The organism is Brevibacillus fluminis, assembly GCF_052072235.1.
Taxonomy (GTDB): Bacteria; Bacillota; Bacilli; order Brevibacillales; family Brevibacillaceae; genus Brevibacillus_D; species Brevibacillus_D fluminis_A.
Genome location: NZ_CM125436.1, coordinates 4,223,165 through 4,245,161 on the forward strand (window position 1 = coordinate 4,223,165; position 21,997 = coordinate 4,245,161).

Below are 21,997 nucleotides of genomic sequence, written 5' to 3' on the forward strand. Positions count from 1 at the left end.
TCGTAAAGTAAAGTTGGCGGCTGATTTTGTCCCAACTCTCGATTGCCCAACTTCTTCCCTTGCTTTTTCTACCTTACTTTCCCTATGATAGTGAGAGACTGCCCTAGTATGGAGGTATTTTGTAACGTGCAGAACATCATTAGAAGAGAAGATATCGAGTTGCTCGCTCCTGCGGGCAATTGGGATTGTTTGAAGGCTGCGGTTGCCAATGGCGCCAACGCCTGTTATTTTGGCGTAGAAAAGTTCAACGCCCGCGCCCGGGCTGAAAACTTTAAAATGGATGAGTTGCCGGAAATCATGGCGTTTTTGCACCTGTACGGTGTGAAAGGCTTTGTTACCTTTAATATTCTGGTGTTTGAAGACGAATTGAATGAAGCGCGCAAGCTGGTGGAAGCCTGTATCGCCGCCGGGGTCGATGCCCTGATCGTGCAGGACCTCGGTCTGGTGAAATTGATTCGCGAGATTTCGCCTGACTTCCCGATCCACGGCTCCACCCAGATGACGATTACTTCTCCGGAAGCGGTGGAATTCACCAAGCCGTTCGATTTGGAGCGTGTCGTACTCGGACGCGAAAACTCGCTGAAAGAAATCAAAAAAATCGGCGACACGGCGAAGCTGCCGATGGAAGTGTTCGTCCACGGCGCGCTGTGCGTCTCTTACTCCGGTCAGTGCCTGACGTCGGAAATGTGGGGCGGACGCTCGGCCAACCGCGGCGAATGCGCGCAAGCATGCCGCCTGCCGTATGATCTGATGGTCGATGGCGTAGAAAAGCCGATGGGCAACGTAGCCTATCTGCTCTCCCCGAAAGATTTGGCCGCGATCGATATCGTGCCGGAGCTGATCGAGGCGGGCGTTACTTCTTTCAAAATCGAAGGCCGCTTGAAGTCGCCTGAGTACGTCGCGAACGTAGTCAGCAAATACCGTGCAGCCATCGATAAATATTTTGACGGTGTCGATGCCAAGCCGAGCAAGGTCGAACTCCGCGAGCTGCAGCAAAGCTTTTCGCGCGGCTTTACACACGGCTTTTTGGACGGTACCAACAACAAAACCTTGCTGGACGGCACATTCCCGAAAAGTCGCGGTGTCTTTTTAGGCACAGTGAAAAAAGTAATGCCGACCGCTGTCCTTGTCGAGCTGGACTCTCCGCTGAAGCGCGGCGACGGGATCGTGTTTGACGCAGGCGACCCGACGCAGAAAGAAGAAGGCGGCCGCGTCTATGACATCCTGACGAAAGGGCGCAAGGTGGAAGGCGAGGTCGAGCGCGGACTGTATGAAATCGTGATGGGCCGCAATGACGTCAACCTGAAGCGCATCCACGTCGGCGACCGCGTCTGGAAAACGAATGATCCTGAATTGAACAAGCGTCTGCGCAAAACGTTTGAAACCGAAAAGCCGTACCATACGTTCCCGCTCGCCGTCCATGTAAGCGGCAAGGCTGGCGAACATTTGAAAACGACTTGGGTTGACCTCGGCACCAACCACGCCGTGAGCATCCAATCGGAGCCGCTGCTGGAAACCGCGCTGAAGCGCCCGCTGACGCACGAATCGCTCCACGATCAGCTTGGCCGGCTTGGCGGAACCTTGTATTACCTTGAGCCTGGCCAGCTTACGGTCGATCTGGCGGGCGATGTCATCATTCCGATGAGCGAGCTTAACCGGATGCGCCGGGAAGCCGTCGAGCAGTTGACGACACTGCGCATGGTACCTCCGGTGTATACCAAACGGAACGTGGATGCATACGCGGACAGCCATTTGGTGAAAAATCGGAAGCAGCCGCTGTTGACCGCCCTTTGCCGCTCGCTCGAGCAAATCGAGGCTGCTGCGCAAACCGATGTCGACTTCCTGTATGCGGATTTCGAATTCGTCAAGCAATACCCGGATGCGGTGAAGCTTGCCCATCGCTTTGGCAAAAAAATCGCCCTGGCGACCATGCGCATCCATATGCCAGACGAGAACGGCGTGCTTGCGCTCATCGCCAAAGCGAAGCCGGATGCGATCCTCGTCCGCAATACCGGCGCGCTCTATTACTATCTGTCTCGTCGAGAGGAGATTTCCATCCCGCTGATCGGCGACTTCTCACTCAACGTGTCCAATCATAAAACAGCCGACCTGTTCCTTGAGTGCGGCATGGAACGTGTGACCGCTTCGTATGATTTAAACATCCAACAGATGGTCGATCTGCTGGAAAATGCCGATTCGCCGAACATGGAGGTCGTCATTCACCAGCACATGCCGATGTTCCACACCGAGCACTGCGTGTACTGCACATTCTTGAGCGAGGGGACCGACCATACGAACTGCGGAACGCCGTGCGAAGAATCCCGCATCTCGCTGAAAGACCGCGTTGGCTTCTCTCACCCTGTCCGTGTGGATACCGGCTGCCGCAATACGGTGTACAACGCGATTGACCAGTCGGGCGCCGAGTATTTGCGCGAGTTCATGGATCTTGGCGTCGGCAGCTTCCGCATCGAGTTCCTTGAAGAGGAAGCGGAGCGCGTCCAGGAAGTCATCCGGCTGTACCGCCAAGCGATGCGCGGCGAAATTACCGGTACACAGGTTTGGCGGACGCTGAAGGCGACCAACCAGCTCGGCGTAACCCGCGGCCAACTGACGAAATAAACGAGCGGAAAGGGAGAGAATCATATGGGAGATTTGAACCAGGCAACACAGGAAAATTTGGCGATCATCATCGAGGGGATCAAGGCCAAGCTGAACATGGCCAACACCGCTGTCATGCGGCCCGAGGATTTCGATCTCGCCAACTATGAGGATTTGCTGTATCTGTACAACATGGTGCAGAAAAAAGCCAATTTCAGCATCAACGAGATGACCTTGATCGTCGAAGAGCTGGGTGGCATGAGAAAACAAGGCTAACGAGATTTCTCGGTACAAAACAGAGGCTTTCTCTTGCAGCATTGCGGGAGAAAGCCTTTTTGGCCCAAATGTTCCCAAGGCTGCACCGCAAGCATGGCGCAGCCAAGTTTGCGACTAGGAGAGATTGCGTGTGACGTCCATCTACGCGCTTCGCGCTTATAACTATTTTTACTTTTCCCTGCTGTCGATCTTCATTTCCTTTTTGCCGATTTACTATGCGGCCCAAGGCATTTCCGCCGCCCAGATCGGGGTCATAATCGGGGCCGGAGCGTTGACCGGGATCATCTCCCAGCCGCTTTGGGGGTTCATCAGCGACCGATACAAAACGGTGAAAAAAGTGATTTTGCTGATTTTGCTATTATCCATCGGCCTCGGCGTCCTGCTTTTGCAGCTGTCCGCCTTCACGTCCATTTTGCTTTTGACGGTTCTCCTCTACTTTTTCTTTTTGCCGACCGATCCATTGACCGAAAGCCTCAATTACCGCATTTCCCAAGAACGCGGCATCAGCTTCGGCTCGATCCGCATGTACGGCGCCATCGGATACGCCACCGCCTCCTTGATCACCGGTTACGTGGCGGACGGATACGGGGTGGGCAGCCTCGCCGTTTTGTTCGCGATCTTTGGTGTCGCCACGGCGTTTTCCTGTTTTTTGCTGCCGGATGTGACGGCAGCACGCGCGCCCGTCTCGCTGCGGGCGTTGGGCCAATTTTTCACGTACCGCAAAACGCTCTGGTTTTTTGCGCTGGTGTTCCTGACCGCGCTCCCCCATCGGATGAACGACCACTTTCTCGGCGTCGCCATCCAAAGTCTGGGCGGTTCTACCGGCTTGGTCGGTCAGGCCTGGTTTTGGAATGCCGTGAGCGAAGTCGTGTTTTTTGCGATCAGCTTCTGGTTTTTGAACCGGATGAAAGAAGTGACGCTGATTTCGCTTGCCGCAGCTTGTTACACGATTCGGTATTTTCTTTGTTCGCTCGCGGTCACCCCTGAACAAATCGTGGCGCTGCAGCTGATGCAAGGGATCACGTTCGTTATTTTCTACACAGCGGCCATCCAGTATCTGTACAAGGTCGTGCCGGAAGAATGGAAATCGACCGGCCAAACCGTTCTCGCCATCCTGTTTTTCGGTATTTCCGGGATGGTCGGGTCGGTGCTCGGCGGCTGGGTGCTGGATCATTTCGGTACCTCCTCCCTCTTTCTGATGATGGCGGGGCTATCATTCGCCAGCTTGCTGTTCAGCCTGTTTTTGCGCAGCCGTTCCGTCGAAGCAGCGAACTAAAAAAAGACCACGCTCCGTCCAGGCATTTTCCGCTTGGACGGGAACGCGGTCTTTTTAGTCTTCTTTCATTCTCCAGTTCAGCAAAATCATCAGCAAGGGGGGACCCAGCACGAGGGTGGAAAGGAAATTGATCGTGGCAGGCGTGATTGCACTGCCGAACACAGCCTCCGGAAAGGGAATGCGGTCGAGCAGCACATCCAGAACGGCGGCAAAGGTCAGGCCGACATAATTGCCGACCATGATGAAAATCAGAAACATGACCCACTGCATCGGGGTCACCTTCCCGGCTTTTGGCGGATACTCCGGCACATACACCATCAGTCCGCAGAGCAGCCCGATGATTCCGTTGCCCAGGCTCCAATTCCACCAAAACTGGTTATTCAGCAAATCAACACCGATATTCCCCAAAAAGCCGGCGATAAATCCGTACACCGGCCCGTAGACGGCCGCAAAGGCGCAAAGCAGCGCGATCGCCGGCCGGAAGCTGTTGTTGGCAATTTCAATGTCAGATGTAGCGTAAGAAAACAAAGAATAGAGCAGCGTCGCGACCGCCAACGTAATCCATGTTCTCTTCCTGTATGACGGTCGTAGCATCCCCATCCCTCCCTTCTCTTTGTTTACCCGCAAAAAGGCCAAGTCAAACGACTCGGCCTCATCATTTTCGCACTTTTTCCATCTGATCAGTGATTCGCGATTCCGACCTTCAACTCGCCCTGGATTTCCGGTTCTTGCGCCTCGCAGCCTTCTTTCCACAGCAAGTAGCGCACGCTGTCCACAAGCGCTTCCCAGCTCGCTTCGATGATGTTGGTGGAAACGCCGACCGTGCTCCATTTCTCGCCATTGCGCGCGGATTCGATCAAAACGCGCACTTTGGCGGCAGTCGCTTCGCCTTCGTCCAGCACGCGCACCTTGTAGTCGGTCAGATGCATCTCGCCTAGGCACGGGAAATGATTTTCCAGCGCTTTGCGCAGCGCGTGGTCAAGCGCGTTGACCGGTCCGTTCCCTTCCGCAGCCGTATGCATGATTTGCCCGTTGATGTTCAGCTTGACCATCGCCTCGGACAGGATGGAGCGCTCCGGCGATTTTTCCATGAAAATTTTGAAAGATTCGAGCGAGAACAGCTCATTGAGCTTGCCGGTGCCCTCCATCATCAAGAGCGACAGCGACGCTTCCGCACCCTCGTATTGGTATCCCTGGTATTCCCGCTCCTTGATCAGCTTGATCATTTCGCGCGATTCCGCCTTCTCCTGGTCAAACGACACATTCAGTTCGTCTGCTTTCGCGAGCAGATTGCTTTGGCCAGCCAGCTCGGAGACAAGCACGCGGCGACGGTTGCCGATCAGCTCCGGCTCCATATGCTCGTATGTTTGCGGGTTTTTCAAGACCGCGCTCACATGAATGCCGCCTTTATGGGCAAACGCGCTGTTGCCGACGAACGGCTGGTTGTTTGGCATGGACATGTTGGCGATTTCCGCCACATAGCGAGAAAGCTTGGTGAGCTGCCCCAAATTTTCTTCGGACACACAGGAGTAGCCCAGCTTCAGCTGCAGGTTGGGAATGACGGAGACGAGGTTGGCGTTTCCGCAGCGTTCGCCGATCCCGTTGACCGTTCCTTGCACCTGTTTCGCTCCGGCCCGAATCGCGGCAAGCGTATTGGCTACGGCCACCTCGCCATCGTTATGCGCATGGATGCCCAGCGGAACCGCAAGCTGCGGTACAACCGCAGAGACGATCGCAAACACTTCATCAGGCAGGCTGCCGCCATTCGTGTCACACAGCACGACCCAATCCGCGCCCGCCTCCTCGGCCGCTTTCAACACGGAAACCGCGTACGCCGCATTGTTTTTATACCCGTCAAAGAAATGCTCGGCATCAAAAATGACCGTGAGTCCGTTTGCTTTGAGGAAACGAACGGAATCGCCTACCATGCGCACGTTTTCCTCCAGCGTCGTTTTCAACGCTTCGGTCACGTGCAGGTCCCATGACTTCCCGAAAATCGTCGCCACCGTGACGCCGCTATCGATCAGCGCGCGCAGGTTGGCATCCTCATCGGCAGCCACGTTTGGACGACAGGTGCTGCCGAATGCAGCGATTCGCGCATGGTTCAGCTTCATTTCTTTCATCCGGTCAAAGAAAGCCATATCTTTCGGATTGCTGCCCGGCCATCCGCCTTCAATAAAATCCATCCCGAACTGATCGAGGCGAATCGCAATCTTTACTTTGTCCTCTACAGATAAACTGATTCCCTCACCCTGCGTCCCGTCGCGCAGAGTGGTATCGTACAGATGGATTTTGTTTTCTCTCATTTTTCTCCACTCCAACTCATTATTCGCAAAATTGTTTGAATCTTCTACTAATTAGCAGGTAAGTGCTGCCTACAAGTATACCACATCTCAAAAGGTTAAGGGTGAGAAATATCCTGGATAAAGTTAGCAGTCACCTCGATGGCTTCTTCCAGCTGCGGAGTCGTTCCGGCAAACGGATGGCGCGTATTCCAGACATGATCGCCTGCGGCAATGACATGCAAGCGGCTGTCCGCATCTGCCGCATGCAGCCGTTTTGCCCCTTCCACCAGCCGGTCAAAATCGGCATCGCCTTGCACAATCAAGAGCGGCTGCTCCATTTCTCTTACTTTTGCCAGCAGATCATATGCGTCCCGGTTGCGATCAACATCGTCGATAACTGCCTGCGTGATCGGCATTTGCTGGCGAGTCCGCGCATTCGCGATATAGCCCACGCCGTTTTCCGCGATCTCTTTTCTGAGTCTGGCATCAAACAGGTTAACGTCCGCGATGCCGTTCCAGGTAATGATTCCTTTTACTTGCGGGTGATGGGCCCCGAACAGGATGGCGTCGCCTCCGCCTTTGCTGTGTCCCACGATGAAGAGCTGGTTTTTGTCAGCCGCTTGCGGCACCGGCAGCCTGCCTGCGTTCAGTTCCCCGACGACCGTGGCCAAATCCTCCAGTTCTTTCTCATAGGTATTACTCGCAAACTTGTCCAATTCATCAAAATCCGTCTCGCCCACCCCGTTATGGGAAAAATTGATCCGGATGACCGTAATTCCGCGATGGGCAAGCTGCTCGCATGCATACGGAAAGCTGCCCCAGTCTTTGAACCCTTTGAAGCCGTGGCAAAAAATCAAGACCGGCTTCGTGCCTCCCTCTGCCTGTCCATTGTCATGCACGTTGCCGCGAATCGTGCGATTTTCTCCCGCTTGAATCGAAAATGCTTGTCCACTCATGATCGCTCGCCCTTTCCTCCCGCTTTTTTTAATGAGAGTTGCCTAAAGGAAAAGGCACCCGCTCCCTCGCGCGAAAGTGCCTCTTCTTCCTACCATCATACTACGCGCCCTCTTGATCTAACAAATAGAGCGCATATTCAAGCGGACGCCTGATTGCTACCTCGTACCGCTTCATATCCCCCAGCTCGCGAAAAATTTCGCGGCCCGGCTTCGGATTGATCTCGATCAACCAGACGTGCCCGCTCGTGTCCACGCCGATGTCCATGCCGAATTCGACCATCTGGCCATACTTTTCCTCAATCGCATGAACGGCCAACTTGGCCATCGACCGGCATTCGCTGATGATTCGCTGTGCTTCCGATTCGCCGAAATGTTCGACGAGGAAGTCCAACGCCGCCATCGCTTTTCCGCCGCCGTGCAGATTGGACGTTGAGCTGTGGGAGGCGCCGATCCGCGCCCCGATCCCCGTCGTTTTCCACTCGCCTGACTTATTTTTTTGGATCAAGAGCCGAATGTCCGCGGTCCGGTCCGGAATCAGGTTGAGTTCAAGCCCCTGTTGAATGAGAAAAATTTCGTTGCCGGAACGTTCCGTCTGAATCCACGATTCAACGAATGCACACAGCTCCGCTTTCGTTTTGATTCCAAGCTGTTCCTTGTTTTGCTTTTTCCCCCTGCCCCACAGCAGATAACCGTGCGGGGTGCTTTCGATGCGCAGGATGCTCCTTCCTCCTGTGCCGTTGCTCGGCTTCACATAAAGCAGCCGATGACGGGTGAGCATCTGTTCCAGTTGGCCTCTCTCATACGCATACGTTTCCGGAAGCCATGGCCGCAAGCGGCCGTCGTCCCACAGCATCTGATGCACCTTCCATTTGTTCGCGAATCGGCTGTTGGCATAGCGAAACAGATTTTGCTGCCGAAACGGCAAATACGCCTCGTGCCGTTTCAGCGGATAGTAGCGGTAGCGATCCAGCACGATGTCGGGCCACGGGTACCATTTGCTCTTCCATTTGCCCACTTTGTCTGGTACGAATCCTCGCACCCGCCTTCGCTCCAATGCGACATCCTGCAGCGAAAAAAGAAAAACCGTAGCGCCAAGCTTCTGTCCCGCACGGATCAGACGGCGAAAAAAAGCTGGCTCGCCGAAGCGGGTCCCGTTCCTCCAAGTTAAAATGCCGATGCATGGTTGGCTCATTCCCCGAAGAACACCCCTTCCTCCCAGTGATAGCTTATGTCGATGGATGAGGGTTCGTTTCTGCCAAACGCAGGAATGGGCGTCAAATCGACAAGCGCCCTGCTTACAATCAGCAGAGCGCTTGTCGTGTTACGCTTGATTGGTGATAAGATAGTGCAGGGCGCTTTTTCCGAGCACCTCTGCTGAAATGACCATCGATCTTTCATCGATATCGAAACGGGGATGATGGTGCGGGTATGCGGCCCCTTTTTCCGGATTGCCGGCGCCGATGAAGACGAACGCGCCCGGCACCTTTTGCAAGTAATAGGAGAAATCTTCGCCACCCATCGTCGGCTCAACCGTTTTCACCGCCGCTTCGCCAACCGCTTCGACCGCAGATTTGCGTACGATCTCGGCCTCCGCTTCCGTGTTGATGACCGCCGGATAGCCGCGCGTGTATTCGACAGTGGCGCTTCCGCCCATCATGCGTGCGGTGCCTTCGACGATTTCCCGGATGCGCGCTTCTGCCCGATCTCTCACCTCAGCGGAGAAGGAACGCGCCGTGCCTGTCATGCGGCATGTGTCCGCGATGACATTGAAGTTGTCGCCCGCAGTGAACGTGCCGACGGTTACGACCACGCTATCGAGCGGGCTGACATTGCGGCTTGCGATCGTTTGCAAATTCATGACGATCTGCGAGCCGATGACGATGGAGTCCACCGTCTGCTGCGGAATGGCGCCGTGGCCGCCTTTGCCCTGGACGTTGATGGTGAAATCGTCCGCGTTGGCCATGACCGGGCCCGCGCCAATCCAAACCTCCCCAACCGGAGCAGAAGACCAGAGATGCGCGCCAAAAATCGCGTCTACGCCGTCCAGCGCACCGTCTTCCACCATCTGTATGGCACCGCCGGGCAGCTCCTCCTCCGCATGCTGGAACACGAAGACGATTGTGCCGGGGATCTCTTCCCGATGGTTAGCCAGCACGCTGGCCAGCCCGAGCAGAGTGGCGGTATGGGCGTCATGGCCGCAAGCATGCATGACGCCAGGTACTTTCGATTTGTACGGGACATCTTTTAAATCCTGAATCGGCAGGGCGTCGAAATCGGCGCGGATCGCAACCGTTTTGCCCGGCTGTCCCCCGCGCAAAACGCCGACGACGCCGCGTCCGCCGACACCCGTCCGCACTTCATCTAGTTCCAAGCCGCGTAAAATATCGGCAATCATGGCAGGTGTCTTTACTTCATGAAAGGAAAGTTCCGGATATTGGTGAAAGTGACGACGCCATTCGACCATTTGCGCTTCCATATCGTGAATATGCCCTTTTAGCTGTGACAGTAGTGAACTCATGTGCAATGGCACTCCTTTCCGAATCCAAGCTCATCCCTTTCATGATAGCAAATGTTCCTTTTATTTGGAAACTACGAATTTTTTACAACATTGGCGGCTTGCAGACCGCGTTGCCCGTTGACGACGTCAAAGGTCACGTTCTCTCCCTCTTCGAGATTGCGGAACCCATTGCCAACGATCGCAGTGTAATGGACGAAAATGTCTGTGCCTCCCTCGCGCTCGATAAACCCATACCCTTTGTCTTTGTTGAACCATTTCACTTTGCCTTGCATAATCGTGTGCCTCCCTTGCGTTGTAAAGCTTTTGCTTCTGCTCCAATCTATGCGACGAATGCGGAAGTTGAGCCTACAGCAGAAAAATATTCTCCCCCGTCCGCATTTTTGCGCTACAATAATGGGTAGAGCTTTACAAGTCAAAGGAGTGGACACCCTCATGCGTTATGCATTGGTACTCATCCCCGCGCTTCTTTTGGCAGCCTGCTCCGACGTGTCGCAGGGCGTGCAGGAAGCGACAACCTCTGTCCAGCAAGCGATCGATACGGGCAAGCAGGCGGTTGAAGTGGGCAAACAAGCGGTGGAAACAGGCAAGCAGGTCGTGGAAAAAGGCAAGGAGATCGCCGATTCCGAGCTTGCCAAACAGCTGCAGAGCTTCCTCCAGCAAAAATACGAATCCTCAGCCGCTTTGCGTGCCGCGATGTTTTCCGGCGACGGCAAGCTGGTTGCCGCTGAATTGAAAAAGACCGAACTGGCTGATTTCAGCTTTTACAAATCCGATCTGCTGGGCCTCGAGTTCAAAGGCAAGCTGACGGCGGATGGCACGTTCCAGGTGCTGCGCTATGACCTGGCAAATGCGCAGGCAGCTCCTGTCGTGGTGAAGGAGTTCAACGTCCTCCTGGGCAAGGATGGACAAATTCAAGTTCAGTAAGGATGAACTCGCAGTATACAAAAAGACCGACAGAATTTCCTGTCGGTCTTTTTTGCTATCACACCTTATGTCTAGCGCGATTGAAGCACGGTGCCGATGCGTTCGTGGCGCGCGCGCAAATCATCGAGGTCGAGCGTCATGTCGAGCGCTGCGAATACCCCTGTGAAATACTCGTCGATCTGCTCCAGCACGCGGTTTCGCTCGGTCGTCACCATCTCGGCGAACGCTTGGGCGAATTGGGCAACCAGCAGCTCTTTTCCTTGCGCCAAAAAGCTTGCCACCGGCTCCTGCAGCAATTTTTCCAGCTCATCGCGCAATCTGGTTTTGCCATCCTGCTCGAAAAAGTCTTTCGTGCCCTTGAACAAGCCAAGCGCTTTGGTAAGCTGCGCCATGCTCGCTTCAAGCGGCAGCTCCTCCGGTACCGCAGGCGTTTCTACCGCGTGGTTCACATAGGCCGCGAGCGCCAGTCCACCCGTCATGCCGGCGATTTCCTTGCCCCATTGCTCCACGAGCCGCGCTCCGAGCTTGTTGAGGAATTTTTCCACGCGCAAGGACGTCGCGCGCAGCTCTTGTCCCAAATCATAGCCGATCATGCGCAACAGCTCGGTCAAGGAGCTTTGCACCGCTTGCTTCATGTTGCGCCCGTCCTCCTTGAGAACAGATGGATTAAAAGCGTAGTTGAACAGCTCGGTAAAGCGGAAAAACAGCCGCTGCTTCACGTAGTAGATCAGCTCGCTCTGTTCTTTGTCCAGATCGCGCTCCTCATTTGCCGTGGAAAGCCCGTTGACCGCTGCTTTTGCGCCTTCGCGCGCGACGATGGCCTGCTCTCTGCGCTGGGCGCGCAAATCGCCGTCCGCTTGCGCCATCGAGATGAATTCGCCCAATAGCGAATGGGCACGTCTGATTTCATGATAGGCGGCGTCTACCGCAATCTGCGTCAATTCTTCCAGCGTGAACCGCAGGAAGTCTTGCTCAAAGCGGGTTAAACCGGAATGGGTGAGACCCACCTTTGGCGCCGGCAACTCATCGGTCTCGGCGAGCGCCAAGCGGGAGCGGTACACTTTCTCCGACGAACCGGCCAGCTTGCCTTTTTCATGCAAACGGGCGAGCAAGGCGGTTTGGCTGGAGATCGGATAAATCCGTGGATTGCGAATTCCACAAGAAAGCAGATTTTTCTCGACGTGCGTCACGACGCCGTCCAGCTCTTCTTGGGATGCGGCCAGGTCAGCGGCATTCACCAGGAAGAACATTTTGTCCATTTCAAACGTATCCTTCACGCGGCCCATCTGCAGGAGGAATTCGCGGTCCGCTTGGGCAAACGCGTGATTGTAGTACGTCACGAACAAAACGACATCCGCGTTTTTCATATAATCGAATGCGACACCGGTATGGCGGGCATTGATCGAGTCCGCGCCCGGCGTATCAACCAGGACGATGCCCTGGTCTGTCAGTGCACAGCTGTAGAAAAGCTCGATATATTCCGTATAACAGGCTTTTTCTTCTTTTGCGACAAAGCCTTTGAAGGCTTGCATGTCGACGATCAGCTCGCCGCCGATGTGTGCCGACATCTCGGGAAATCCTTTGACTACCGCTTTCAGGAAGGTGTAGTGCGGCTTCGCATTTGGTGCAACCTGTGCCACATCGATGCGCGCCACTTCCGAAAGGCCGCTCTCCAGGTCTTTCGCATGGATGTCGAACACAGCCAGCGAGCGCAATACATCCGTTTCGATCGCTTCGCGCGTTTTGACGACAACCCGCACGGTTCCATGCGGATATTGCTCGGTAGGCGGCATGATTTTGTTGATGGCCGCTGTGGTCGGGTTCGGCGAGACAGGAAGGATCATGTCTCCCATCAACGCATTGGCAAACGACGATTTTCCTGCGGAAAAGGCGCCGAACAAGGCGACGGTGAATCGGTTTTCTTCCAGTCTTCCTGCACGATCATTCATCGCCTTGGCCTGCGCCTGCATGCCCGGTACGATGCGAATTTCATCGCTTGTGCTGCGCAGCTGCACCGCAGCGTCGATCAATTTTTGCTTCAACTGATTCATTCTTTTACTCTCCCTTTACGAGGATGGCACGCAGGCGGTCTGCTGCTTGCTCCTCGGTTGCCTGTAATGCCGCGAGCGCTTTGTGGGCGTCTGCAACGGCCGCGAGCTTTTGCTCGCTTTCGCGCCATGCAGCCGATTCGCCCGCCAGACGCTCTTCCAGCTGTTTGGTGACGCGTTCGATCAGCGCAAGGCCCGCACGGCGATACGCTGCTTTAATGGAATTGGAAATGTCCTGGCAGTAATTCAGCAAATACTCGCGCGAAGCGGCACCCTGCTTCACCTGCGATGCCAGCAGTTCAGGCGTAATGGCGATTTGCAGCCCGTGTACTTCCTGATGATAGGCATCGTCGCGAATGCCATACTCTTGCGGCAATCTGGTCAAAAGCTCTTTAAAATGGAAATCGAGATTCGCCGCTACCTTCTCTTGCAGGTCAGCAAGCAGCGCCTGCTCGCGGGCTGCTTTTTCCTCTTCGGTCTTTTTGCCGGCAAACAGAAGCCCCACCTTGAAATTGGGGCGGCGGCTCTCCAGGTAACGCTCTGCTGCCTCATTCGTGCTGTAATACGTGAGGCGGGCATTGTCGAGCAGAACGGTCAAGTCACTTTCCATTTTTTTGTAGGCTTTGCTTACCTGTTCCGTTTCTTTGGCGATCCGCGCAGTCACTTCTTGAAGCGCGGAAGCGACCGACTGGGCGTCGCCGGCGTCTACGCCGTCCAGTTCGACCTGCGTCTTCTCTTCCAGTGCCCGGCGCTTGTCTGCATGCTGAACGCTCAAGAAACGCTGATGGTCGTCAATCAGCTGGTAGGCAGACATCAAAATGCTTTGTTCGATCAGCTGTTCACGGTCGCCGATCAACTCTTGCAGCTTCGCATAAAACGCTTCATATTGGTTTTCCGGATGGTCCGGCTCGGCCAGCGATGTATAGAAAATGCCGTCCGGCTGGATGTTCCACGTAGCGAACGCATCCTCGACGCTCTCTTTATAGCTGTCAAAATCCAGCTCGAAATCAAGATGCTTGTCGATCATGTTAATGACCAAATAGACCGGTTTCCCCCAGTCTTTGAGCATCTTGGTGAACGCAAAGTTTTCTTCTGCCTGCACGTGGTTGTAATCCATCATGTACACGACCGCATCCGCCAGATGAAGCGCCGATTCGGTGGCGATTTTGTGCGCTGCATCGGTGGAATCGATGCCGGGCGTATCGAGCAGCCCCGCTTGCTCGCCAAGGAACGTGCCTGGGTAGGAAATCTCCACCCAATCAACCGTATCGCCATCGATCGCGTACTGCTTCAGCTTCGACATTTCCGTGTCCGGATCAAAGGTCAGCACGCCGGAATTGCGCGTGTAGACACGTGCCGCCGGCTCGCCGCCGCGGATTTTGACCACATTGGCGCTGGTCGGTATCGGATTGGACGGTAAAATATCCTTACCCAAAAGGGTGTTGATCATCGTCGACTTCCCTGCGGAAAAATGGCCGCAAAAGGCAATGCTCATTTCGCCCGTGCGCGCCTTATCCAACAGCTGTGCGATTTTGGCAGCCATCGTCTCGTCGCCCGCTGCCCGCATCTGGGCTGCAATGCGTTCGAGTCGGTCTGCCATATCGGAGATCGCGATCTGCGCTTTCTCCATCACCTGGTTGGCGTTCATTTGCTCTCACTCCATCTCTCTCTTCTCTACCATGCCGAATGTACCATATCTTCTTATGTTTATTCAATGTTATTTGGTTTGGTTTTTATCGGTATCGGAAAAACTTCGCCATTCGCAGAAAAAAACTGGGTCCGCACGGTTGCAGACCCAGTTTCTGTAAGGGATGATCAGCGAACCGCTGCGCGTTCTTTCGCCGCAAAAGCGTTCAGCATCCATACGTGTTTTTCCAGTTTTGCCTGAATCTCTTTCAGCATGTCCGCAGAGATTTCGTCACCCTCTTGGGCTGCTGTCACCATACCTGCTTTGGACTCGGAAGCTACCTGGCGGAAATCGTTGATAATGGCCTTCACCATGTCATCGGTGCTTTCCTGACCAGCCGCTTCCTGCACGGATGCGAGCTGCAAGTATTGCTTCATGGTAGCAGCCGGAGTGCCGCCGATCATCAAAATGCGCTCTGCCAATTCATCGATGTTTGTCGCTGCTTCATTGTACAGGGATTCGAACAACTCATGCAGTGTAAAGAAATGCGGACCATTTACGAACCAGTGGTAGTTGTGCAGTTTTACATAAAGAATGTTCCAGTTGGCAAGCTGTTTGTTCAACGTTTCGATTGTTTTTTGCATCGATCATTTCCCCTTTCCAAATTGTGAAGCGCGCTTCTTGTTCATGTACCTATCTTACCACGAATAGCTCCTCTTATCAATAATTATTTTAAATAAGTAATAACTATAATAAAATAATTATTATACCAAAGTTCGGATCACATGCTTTCTTACTGTGCACAATCGCTGCTTCCCGCATGCAGGTAATCCGTTCCAGCCTTTTACAAAAAAGAAACCGCCGGGCTTGCCCGACAGTCTCTTCATGTTCAAACGCTTTATGCTTTTTTGACGATGCGGATGCCATCCTGATCGGCATCGATCACAATCGCTTGCACATTTTCTTCCTCGATCAGCAGATCGGCTACGCCGTCCTCCACATGCTGCTGGATTGCTCTGCGCAGCGGGCGGGCGCCGAAAGAAGGATTGTATCCGAGTTCCGCAATTTTCGCTTTTGCCTGCTCGCTTACGGTCACCTCGAGCCCTTGTGCTTTCAGTGTCGCCACCGTATCTTTCAGCATCAGATCGACGATGCGGACAAGGTCGTCGCGCGTCAGCGGATTGAACGGAATGATCGCGTCAAAGCGGTTCAAAAACTCTGGTCGGAAATAGCCTGCAAGCGACTCCAGCACCGTTGTTGTCTGCGGTTCCACGGCATCTGCGCCGAACCCGACGGTAATCCGTTTTTCGGTTTGGCCCGCATTGCTCGTCGCGATGATGACCGTGTCCTTGAAAGTAACGGTGCGCCCATGGCTATCGGTCAGACGGCCGTCCTCCAAAATTTGCAGGAAGATGTTTTGCACATCCGGATGGGCTTTTTCGATCTCGTCGAGCAAAATAATGTTGTACGGGTTGCGGCGGACGCGTTCGGTCAGCTGTCCGGCCTCTTCATGGCCGACATAGCCCGGCGGCGAACCGATCAGTTTGGACACGGTATGCTTCTCCATATATTCGCTCATGTCCAGACGAATCATCGCGTCTTTCGTGCCGAACAGCTCTTCAGCAAGCGCTTTGGTCAGCTCGGTCTTCCCGACCCCGGTTTGGCCGACGAACAGGAAGGATGCGATCGGACGGTTTTTCGGTTTCAGCCCCGCACGGCTGCGGCGGATCGCTTTTGCAACCTGTTTCACCGCATCGGTTTGACCAATCACTTTGCCCTCCAGCTGCTCAGCCAGGTTTTTCATTTTGGCCTGCTCATCGCTTTGCAGCTTTTTCACCGGAATGCCGGTTTTCGTTTCAATCACGCCCTGAATGTCTTCAAGGGTGACAGCCGCGCGCTGTTCTTTGCCTTCCGCCTGGTCGAGCTGCTGCAAAATGCGCTCTTCTTCATCGCGCAGTTTGGCTGCCTCTTCGTACTGTTCGCGGACGGTTGCATTGCGTTTTTTCTGGCTCACCTGTGCAAGACGCTCGCGCAAGTCTTCCACGTCTTGTGTAGAGGAGCGCAAATTCACCTTGGAACCCGCTTCATCGAGCAGGTCGATCGCTTTATCCGGCAAGAAACGGTCCTGGATGTAGCGGTGCGAAAGCTCGACGCAAGCGCGGATCACATCATCCGAATAAGTCACCTGATGGAATGCTTCGTATTTGGAGCGCAAGCCTTGCAAGATCGCGATCGCTTCCTCGACGGACGGCTCCTTGACCATAACCGGCTGGAAGCGGCGCTCAAGCGCGGCGTCTTTCTCGATCTGGCGGTATTCCTTCAGCGTAGTCGCCCCGATGACCTGCAGCTCACCGCGCGCCAGTGCCGGCTTCAGGATGTTGCCCGCATCCATCGAGCCTTCTGCGGAGCCTGCACCGACGAGCAGATGGATTTCATCGACGAACAGGATCACGTTTTTCCGCTTTTGCAGCTCTGCGATGATCTGCTTCATCTTTTCCTCGAACTGGCCGCGAATGCCGGTACCGGCTACGAGCGATGCCACATCTAGCGTGTAGATGATTTTGTTGCGCAGCTTGGCTGGAACCTGGCCCTCCGCGATGCGCAAGGCCAATCCTTCCGCAATCGCCGTCTTCCCGACGCCCGGTTCCCCGATCAGGACGGGATTGTTTTTGTTGCGGCGATTGAGAATTTCAATGACGCGTTCGATTTCCGGATCGCGACCGATTACAGGGTCAATCAGGCCCGCTTTCGCAGCGTCGCTTACGTTGCGGCCAAGCTCATCGAGCAAGCCGCCGCCGCGCACCGATGAATCAGACTGCGGATTCGCCCGCTCCGCCCGGTTCATCATATCCATCGCCGGCATGCCGAATCCTTTGAAAAAGTCATCCAGCCCGGAGAACGGCGAGTAGGCTTTGCCGCTTACGCCTGCTCCGTTTTTATTCATTAATTTGGCCTGGCAAGAGTCGCACAGATACATCTTCTGCGACTTGCCTTGCACGGTTATGGCAAAAAGCACGTTTGCTTGGTTTTCATTGCATTGTTGGCATAACATCGTTCATACCTCCTCGAATTTGACAAGGTTCGATTGAATTGGTTAGGATCGAAGGCTTCGTCATCCAGCATTGTTTGACCTTGTTTGACCTTCGATGATTTGATTATACTTTGACCTTCTTTGACTTTCAAGAGGAGGCATTTGACAAATAAAGAAAAAACCATTCAACATCGACGAATAGCTCCGTCTTACGTTAAATGGCTTTGATTTTCGCTACTTTTCGCTTGCCAGCAAATCGGCGAACGCTTTGGCGTAAGCCGGCAAATCTGGCGGACGGCGCGCACCGACGATGTGTCCGTCCACGACCACTTCCTCATCGATCCAGGTCGCACCCGCATTTTCGATATCATCCTTGATGCCCGGCGTGGAGGTTGTCGTCACACCCTGCAAAATTTTTGCCGAAACCAACACCCAGCCGGCATGGCAAATGTGCCCGATCGGCTTTTTCGCCTTGTGCATCTCCTGGATGAACGTCAAAATTTCCGGATAGCGGCGCAATTTGTCCGGCGCCCAGCCGCCCGGCACGAGCACGCCGTCATAATGTTCTGCGGACACGTCGCCCATTGCCTTGTCCGACTCGCACGGCACTCCGTACTTGCCGATGTATTTCTTGTTCGCCTGCGGCCCCACAAAATGGACGGTCGCCCCTTCCTCCCGCAAGCGCATGACCGGATACCACAGCTCCAGATCCTCGAATTCTTCTTCCACGTAGCAAACCACTTTTTTGTCTGCCAATCTCATGCTGCCACCCCTTTCGCCAGATTCACCATTCTATTGTATCAGCTTGCAGCGTATCGTCCCAAATAAAAAAACAAACGACAGTGCCGATGCAAGCTGCCGTTTGCTTTACGTATGTATGGTGCCGGTGAAGGGACTTGAACCCCCACGGTTTCCCTCACGATTTTGAGTCGCGCGCGTCTGCCATTCCGCCACACCGGCAAAACTGGTCGGGAAGACAGGATTCGAACCTGCGACCCCTTGGTCCCAAGCCAAGTACTCTACCAAGCTGAGCTACTTCCCGACTATAAATGGCGTGCCCTGAGAGATTCGAACTCCCGACCTTTTGATTCGTAGTCAAACGCTCTATCCGGCTGAGCTAAGGGCACATCTGGTAACAACATCGATTATGTTACTATATTCATAGCCAGAATGCAAGGAAATCCCTCTTCTTTCGACAAATTTTTGCGGATTTTTGCTGAAAAAAGTTGAAACGAGCGTTCCGCATGCAACGTATAGTACAAGTAGGGACCTTATTTTTCCAAATTTACTGTGGAGGACCAATTATGGATCGGATCACTCTCGTTAACTATCGCCCCGAGCTTGCGGCTGCCGTGGCCCACATGTGGAACAACAGCCAGGATGGCTGGGGCGGCGGCAACAGTATCAAGACAACCGAACAGGTTTTGCAGGAGGAAGCCACCTCCGATGCGCTGCGCGTCTTTTTGGCGATGGACAAAGAGCAGGTAGCCGGTTACTGCAGCTTCGGTGAATACAGGGAAGATACGGGCGCGCTCTACATTCCGCTGCTCAATGTCCGCCCCGAGTACCAAGGCCAAAAGATCGGCAAGCTGCTGGTGCTGCGCGCTGTCGAGGAGACGATCAAACTCGGCTGGCCGCGCCTCGACCTTTATACGTGGGCTGGCAACACAAAGGCGATCCCACTTTACAAAAAATGCGGGTTTTTCTGGGAGCGCCGCGATGACAGCACGCACCTGATGAATTTTATCCCGACGGTGCTGCAGACAGAAGCCATCGCGGAATACTTCACGACGATCGACTGGTACCGCGACAGCACGCGCCCCATCGAGGTGGAGCCTGATGGCCGGACCGAAAATCGCTTCGATTATTATGAGTACAGCTGGCAGCGCGATGACGTGCGCCTGCGCGTCGAGTTCGAGCGGCGCGGGAGAGGCCTGCGCCTGATCGAAACCGATGATTACTTGATCAGCGCCACCGTGGAGCAGGCGGAACTGGTGTTTGGCAGCCGCTATCCCGTTACATACCGCATCGTCAACAAGTCCGGGAACCCGCTGCACATCAAGCTCACAGGCGAAAGCGACAAAAACATCGCGTTCGAGCTGACGGAAGATGTGACCGTGGAGCAGGAGCTATCGATTACCGGTCATTTCACTGTCGGCGAAATCGACCGTGAGCAAAGCATCTGGACGACACACCCGTGCGTTCGCGCCCACATCCTCATCAATGGAAAATCCGCGCTCTTCCAGGTCGGCATCGTGCCCAAGTTCCCGGCGTCGCTTTCGCTCACGGTCCCCGGCACGCTGCACCATCGCGACCAAACAGGTATTTTTTATCTCGATTTGCAAAACAACTTTCCCGAAACGGCCTCTTTTTCACTGGTGCTGCCGAACGCTCCTTTCCTTACGCTCGAGCAAACATCCTTTACCGTCACGGCAAAAGCGAAGGAACGCGTTTCCCTTGCGATCCCCTATCGCCTCGGTGATTTCGGCTTCTATGAAGCGTCCATTCCGATCACCGCGACGCTTGAAGGAGGACGCTCCGTAACGTTTCGCAAAAAGGTTGGAGCCGCCTTCACCGGATTGGGGGCACGGCTTCATGGCGAAACCGAGACGAGCTGGATGATTTATAACGGCAAGTATGCGGTCGCCTACGACAAGGAAGAGCATGAGATTCGCTTGCACAACGGTTCCCCCGATACGCCTCCGACCTTTTATTATCCACGGATCGGCAAACCGTACTCCAGCGAGTTTTCCAAAAAAGAGCCGGAATCTGTCACCTTTTTTGAGAAGCACGGCGGGATCGGGCTGACCGTCACCTATCGTTCCGGCGATTTCGCCGGGATCATGCTTGCCATCCATACGCTCCTCTATGGTGATGGCACGGTCGAACAGTGGCACGAATTGACCAACACAGGCGATGTGCCGCGAGAGCTGTCATTCACGCTGGCCCTCTCCACCGGGCTTTATCGGGTCATCCTGCCGTTTGAGGACGGCTTCATTGAAACGAACGACTCGCAAGGCAGTTCCTTTGAATATTGGGAGAGCAGCAAGCTGGCGGAAAACTGGCTGTTTGTGCGGGGAAATGCTACGCCGTGCGGGATCAGCTGGCCGGAGGAGTTTTCCCCCATTTTTGAAGGCTGGCACATGCAGCTCGCGCGCGAGGCAGGGTTGTTGGCTGCCCGGGAGACATGCACGACCAAGCCGCTACGCGTCAGCATGGGTTCGTTCACCGACTGGCGGGAGTTCCGCGCCCACGCGCTGCGGACGACTACAGTGGAAAACAAACCGCTCTACCGCCACCAGGAGCTGCTCGTCAATGAGCGGAACCCGTTTGTACCTGTGAATGCCGAGGTGGAAGCGACCTTGAAGGACTACAAACTGCAGTATCTGGACGGCGAAGTGGCGTTGGGAATGAAGACGAACGGCACAGCTCACGAACAAACGCACAATCTATCGAGTGATGACGAAGAGACGAGCGCGTCTTTCACGTTGACGCCTGCCTGCACCGGCGATATCCAGCTTGTAACAGCTTCCTTCGATCAAAAGACGATTTCGGCGCAGTTTACCGATGTGTTGTTTCCCGTGGGGCCCGACCCGATTGAAAAAGGCGACGGCTCGCGCGACGGGTTCGCTACGCTGTATGCAGACAACGGTTTGATTCGGCTGGAGGCGGCGCCTGACTTTTTCCCTTCTCTCCTGTCGCTTACAGCCGGTAATAAAGAATGGCTGGACCGTTCCTTTCCCGAGCTGGTCGCCAAATCATGGTGGAATCCGTACGCTGGCGGGATCTTCAATCTCCCCGCTGAGCTGCATGCCCGCTCGTTGATAAAAGAAAAGCGAAGCGGCACTTTCGCGGCATTGCGCGATACGAAAGGAAACCTGTGGGAAGGGATCAAAATCAGTGTCGATGTCGCTGAACAAGAAGCGTTCACCGGACTTTCCTACGACCAATTTTTCCTGCTCCTGCCCGGTGCCCCTGTTCTGTGCCATACAGTCGCGATCCGGCAGCAGACTGGCGCTTACTTCCACCAACAAGAATGGAACACAAACATTTTCCTTGCCATGCCGAAAGAGGCTGGCAGCTGGGTACAAACCTACAACGCAAACAACGAGCTGGTCCACGCCGCCATCGGGCATGAGGAAGGCTTCATCGCCGAGTCGAGCAGTCTGCTGTTCGGCACGTCTGACAGCGTACGGAAGATGCAGGTAATCACCGACCTGACTGCGGCCGAAATGGAAGTGTACTTTAATAAGGAAGTGACCGACCTTTCCATCAGCCGCGAGCTTGATCTGGCTCACGGCGCCGAAACTTTCCTGTCCCCTGTGTTTTTCGTGTTCACAGCAGAAGCGATTGCCGACAATGCCCTCCATGCGCTGCGGCAGCTCCGTTTTTAACTGATCCTGCCAAAACCAGGCTGCCAGCGACACGAATGTGTCCGGCAGCCTTTCCCTTTTTTCC

At 54.6% G+C, this 21,997-nt stretch carries 16 protein-coding genes and 3 tRNA genes; 5 read left to right on the top strand and 14 right to left on the bottom strand.

Annotated features, from left to right (window positions below; all coding sequences use genetic code 11):
- The first annotated feature begins 126 nt into the window (after positions 1 to 126).
- From ACTID9_RS20945 to ACTID9_RS20955, 3 genes are all read left to right on the top strand, one after another.
- Positions 127 to 2,619, top strand: a complete 2,493-nt coding sequence (locus tag ACTID9_RS20945; protein ID WP_441066815.1) for a DUF3656 domain-containing U32 family peptidase — start codon at positions 127 to 129, stop codon at positions 2,617 to 2,619.
- 24 nt (positions 2,620 to 2,643) lie between these two features.
- Complete coding sequence (locus ACTID9_RS20950) at positions 2,644 to 2,874, top strand: DUF1128 domain-containing protein (RefSeq protein ID WP_122919011.1); 231 nt, start codon at positions 2,644 to 2,646, stop codon at positions 2,872 to 2,874.
- Positions 2,875 to 3,004: 130 nt separating this feature from the next.
- Positions 3,005 to 4,150 carry an MFS transporter gene (locus ACTID9_RS20955; RefSeq protein ID WP_441066816.1) on the top strand — a complete coding sequence of 382 codons (1,146 nt, stop codon included), beginning with the start codon at positions 3,005 to 3,007 and terminating at the stop codon, positions 4,148 to 4,150.
- Between the two features lie 54 nt (positions 4,151 to 4,204).
- Here the strand turns inward: ACTID9_RS20955 and ACTID9_RS20960 are convergent, their stop codons facing one another.
- The 6 genes from ACTID9_RS20960 to ACTID9_RS20985 form a co-directional block, all read right to left on the bottom strand.
- The gene (locus tag ACTID9_RS20960) at positions 4,205 to 4,744 is read right to left on the bottom strand and encodes an ECF transporter S component (protein ID WP_441066817.1); all 540 of its coding nucleotides are present in this window, start codon (positions 4,742 to 4,744) and stop codon (positions 4,205 to 4,207) included.
- A gap of 86 nt (positions 4,745 to 4,830) precedes the next feature.
- Positions 4,831 to 6,456: a citramalate synthase gene (gene cimA, locus ACTID9_RS20965; RefSeq protein WP_441066818.1), complete on the bottom strand. Its 1,626-nt coding sequence runs from the start codon at positions 6,454 to 6,456 to the stop codon at positions 4,831 to 4,833.
- Positions 6,457 to 6,551: 95 nt separating this feature from the next.
- A complete protein-coding gene (locus tag ACTID9_RS20970; RefSeq protein WP_441066819.1) occupies positions 6,552 to 7,391 on the bottom strand; it encodes an alpha/beta hydrolase family protein in 840 nt (279 codons plus the stop codon).
- A gap of 100 nt (positions 7,392 to 7,491) precedes the next feature.
- Entirely contained in the window at positions 7,492 to 8,583 is a 1,092-nt protein-coding gene (locus ACTID9_RS20975) for a YheC/YheD family endospore coat-associated protein (RefSeq protein WP_441066820.1), read from the bottom strand.
- Between the two features lie 129 nt (positions 8,584 to 8,712).
- A complete protein-coding gene (locus ACTID9_RS20980) occupies positions 8,713 to 9,909 on the bottom strand; it encodes an amidohydrolase (protein ID WP_441066821.1) in 1,197 nt (398 codons plus the stop codon).
- 71 nt (positions 9,910 to 9,980) lie between these two features.
- Entirely contained in the window at positions 9,981 to 10,181 is a 201-nt protein-coding gene (locus ACTID9_RS20985; RefSeq protein ID WP_122919004.1) for a cold shock domain-containing protein, read from the bottom strand.
- Positions 10,182 to 10,341: 160 nt separating this feature from the next.
- On the opposite strand from ACTID9_RS20985, the gene ACTID9_RS20990 reads away from it, so the two are divergent.
- On the top strand, positions 10,342 to 10,833 hold the full coding sequence (locus tag ACTID9_RS20990) for a hypothetical protein (RefSeq protein WP_441066822.1): 492 nt from the start codon (positions 10,342 to 10,344) through the stop codon (positions 10,831 to 10,833).
- 71 nt (positions 10,834 to 10,904) lie between these two features.
- Here the strand turns inward: ACTID9_RS20990 and ACTID9_RS20995 are convergent, their stop codons facing one another.
- The 8 genes from ACTID9_RS20995 to ACTID9_RS21030 form a co-directional block, all read right to left on the bottom strand.
- Positions 10,905 to 12,884: a dynamin family protein gene (locus tag ACTID9_RS20995; RefSeq protein WP_441066823.1), complete on the bottom strand. Its 1,980-nt coding sequence runs from the start codon at positions 12,882 to 12,884 to the stop codon at positions 10,905 to 10,907.
- A gap of 4 nt (positions 12,885 to 12,888) precedes the next feature.
- Positions 12,889 to 14,529 (bottom strand): dynamin family protein, encoded by a 1,641-nt coding sequence (locus ACTID9_RS21000; protein ID WP_441066824.1) that lies wholly within the window; start codon positions 14,527 to 14,529, stop codon positions 12,889 to 12,891.
- Between the two features lie 167 nt (positions 14,530 to 14,696).
- Positions 14,697 to 15,152: a Dps family protein gene (locus ACTID9_RS21005; protein ID WP_441066825.1), complete on the bottom strand. Its 456-nt coding sequence runs from the start codon at positions 15,150 to 15,152 to the stop codon at positions 14,697 to 14,699.
- A gap of 254 nt (positions 15,153 to 15,406) precedes the next feature.
- Positions 15,407 to 17,560, bottom strand: coding sequence for an AAA family ATPase (locus tag ACTID9_RS21010; protein ID WP_441066826.1), 2,154 nt, complete (start codon positions 17,558 to 17,560; stop codon positions 15,407 to 15,409).
- A 213-nt stretch (positions 17,561 to 17,773) separates the two neighbouring features.
- Entirely contained in the window at positions 17,774 to 18,301 is a 528-nt protein-coding gene (locus tag ACTID9_RS21015) for a type 1 glutamine amidotransferase domain-containing protein (protein ID WP_441066827.1), read from the bottom strand.
- 116 nt (positions 18,302 to 18,417) lie between these two features.
- Positions 18,418 to 18,499 (bottom strand) — tRNA-Leu (locus ACTID9_RS21020).
- 5 nt (positions 18,500 to 18,504) lie between these two features.
- A tRNA-Pro gene (locus ACTID9_RS21025) sits at positions 18,505 to 18,581 on the bottom strand.
- 8 nt (positions 18,582 to 18,589) lie between these two features.
- A tRNA-Arg gene (locus ACTID9_RS21030) sits at positions 18,590 to 18,666 on the bottom strand.
- A 177-nt stretch (positions 18,667 to 18,843) separates the two neighbouring features.
- Here ACTID9_RS21030 and ACTID9_RS21035 point away from each other — a divergent pair.
- Positions 18,844 to 21,933 carry an N-acetyltransferase family protein gene (locus tag ACTID9_RS21035; protein ID WP_441066828.1) on the top strand — a complete coding sequence of 1,030 codons (3,090 nt, stop codon included), beginning with the start codon at positions 18,844 to 18,846 and terminating at the stop codon, positions 21,931 to 21,933.
- The last annotated feature ends 64 nt before the right edge of the window (positions 21,934 to 21,997 follow it).